The sequence below is a fragment of the Duncaniella sp. genome, from assembly GCF_029054785.1.
Lineage (GTDB): Bacteria > Bacteroidota > Bacteroidia > Bacteroidales > Muribaculaceae > Duncaniella.
Map to the genome: position 1 here is coordinate 1 of NZ_JAIDEN010000039.1, position 2,240 is coordinate 2,240.

At 54.1% G+C, this 2,240-nt stretch carries 2 protein-coding genes; both read left to right on the forward strand.

What is annotated here, in order from left to right; all coding sequences use genetic code 11:
• Nucleotides 1-288 precede the first annotated feature (288 nt).
• Nucleotides 289-1,506, forward strand: a complete 1,218-nt coding sequence (gene pepT, locus K2H17_RS02525; protein ID WP_300131043.1) for a peptidase T — start codon at nt 289-291, stop codon at nt 1,504-1,506.
• Nucleotides 1,507-1,522: 16 nt separating this feature from the next.
• Nucleotides 1,523-2,240: tRNA (adenosine(37)-N6)-dimethylallyltransferase MiaA (miaA, locus tag K2H17_RS02530; protein WP_300131046.1), on the forward strand; the 718-nt coding region annotated here is incomplete at its 3' end.

The window sequence follows — 2,240 nt, forward strand, 5'->3', positions numbered from 1 at the left end:
CGTCAATATACATAATCGAATAAATCTGTCATTAAAAGGCCTCAAAAAGGTATACACACCAAAACACCGGCGCCTGGGCATATACATATTATATTTATATAACGATGATTCTAAAGAAAACATTGCCATCGGCAATAGTTTTGTCGATGCTTAACAGACCCGATCAGCAATCCCATCCCTCCTGAGGGGGTGGTTTGGAGGAGTTTTTGTTGGCGCTGAGAGAAAAAGTCCTTAAATTTGCACCATAAATTACAACACAATCTTACCAATAACAATCTTACCAACGCCATGACAGTAGTTGACCGCTTCCTGGAATATGTGAAGTTCGACACTCAGAGTGACGAACTGACCAATCTCACACCGTCCACTCCCGGACAGATGATCTTCGCACAGCATCTTGAAAAAGAGCTCCGCGCAATGGGGCTTTCCGACATAACTCTCGATGAAAACGGCTATCTGATGGCCACCCTGAAAGGCAACGTCGACAAAGAGGTGCCGACCGTCGGCTTCATCGCCCACCTTGACACTTCGCCCGACATGAGCGGCAAGCATGTCTCACCACGCATCGTAGAGAACTACGACGGCAAGGACATCGTTCTCAATGCTGCCAACGGGATTGTGCTCGAACCCTCGAAATTCCCCGAACTTCTCAACTACACCGGCCAGGATCTGATTGTCACCGACGGCAACACTCTGCTCGGCGCCGACGACAAAGCCGGAATCGCCGAAATCATCACTGCGGTCGATTATCTCATCCACCATCCGGAAATCAAACACGGCGACATCCGCATCGCTTTTAACCCCGATGAGGAAATCGGTCAGGGCGCCCACAAGTTTGACGTCGGCCTTTTCAACGCCGACTGGGCCTATACTATGGACGGCGGCGAAATCGGCGAGTTGGAATTCGAGAACTTCAACGCCGCTGTGGCCAAAGTCACATTCAAGGGCCGCAACGTCCATCCAGGCTATGCCAAGCACAAGATGCTCAACTCGATCCGCGTGGCCAACCAGTTCATCATCATGCTCCCGCGCTGGGAAACTCCCGAACACACCGAAGGCTACGAAGGTTTCTACCACCTCATCTCGATCGAAGGTTCAGTCGAGGAGACCGTACTCACCTACATCATCCGCGACCATGACCGCGACCGTTTCGAACGCCGCAAAAAAGAACTGGAACACCTGACCAGAAAGATCAACAACGAATTCCCCGAATGCGTGTCGATCGAAATCAAGGACCAGTATTTTAACATGCGCGAGAAAATCGAGCCTGTGATGCACATCATCGACACCGCTGTTCAGGCAATGAAAAATGTCGATGTCACTCCCAAAGTCCAGCCCATCCGCGGCGGCACTGACGGCGCACAGCTCTCGTTCAAAGGCCTTCCATGCCCCAACATCTTTGCCGGAGGCCTCAATTTCCATGGCCGTTACGAGTTTGTGCCCATCCCCTCGATGGAAAAAGCCACTCAGGTCATTGTCGAGATCGCACGCCTCGTAGCCGAATAATCCCCACGACCGTCGCTTGAAAACTCTCGTAATCGTAACAGGTCCTACCGCAAGCGGCAAGACCTCACTCGCAATAGAGCTGGCGCAGGCACTCGACACGGAAATCGTGTCGGCTGACTCGCGCCAGCTTTTTCGTGACCTCCCGATAGGCACAGCGGCCCCGACGCCCGACGAGCTCTCCCGTGTGCGCCATCACCTTGTCGGCACCCTCGATCTGACCGACTACTATTCCGCCGCCCGTTTCGAAGAAGACGCCCTGGCCATACTTGACTCAATCTGGCAACACAGCGACTATGCAGTCATGTGCGGCGGCTCGATGATGTATATCGACGCCGTAACCGACGGCATCGATCAGCTCCCGACCATCTCTCCTGAGATCCGTGCCGAAGTCCTTGACCTCTACGACAAAGGAGGACTCCCCGCGCTCCACGAACGTCTGCGCGAACTCGACCCCGTCTACCTCGCGCAGGCCGATCCGTCAAACCACCGGCGGCTGATCCACGCCATCGAGATTTCGCTTCAGGCAGGAGTCCCCTGCTCGACTCTCCGCACCGGGCAGAAGAAACAACGCCCCTTCCGCATCATGAAATTCGCAATCGGATGGTCACGCGCCGAGCTTTTCGACCGCATAAACCGCCGCGTTGACCAAATGATCGACGACGGTTTCGAGGAAGAGGCCCGTCGTGTCAGCCATCTGCGCCATCTCAACTCCCTCAACACCGTAGGCTATAAAG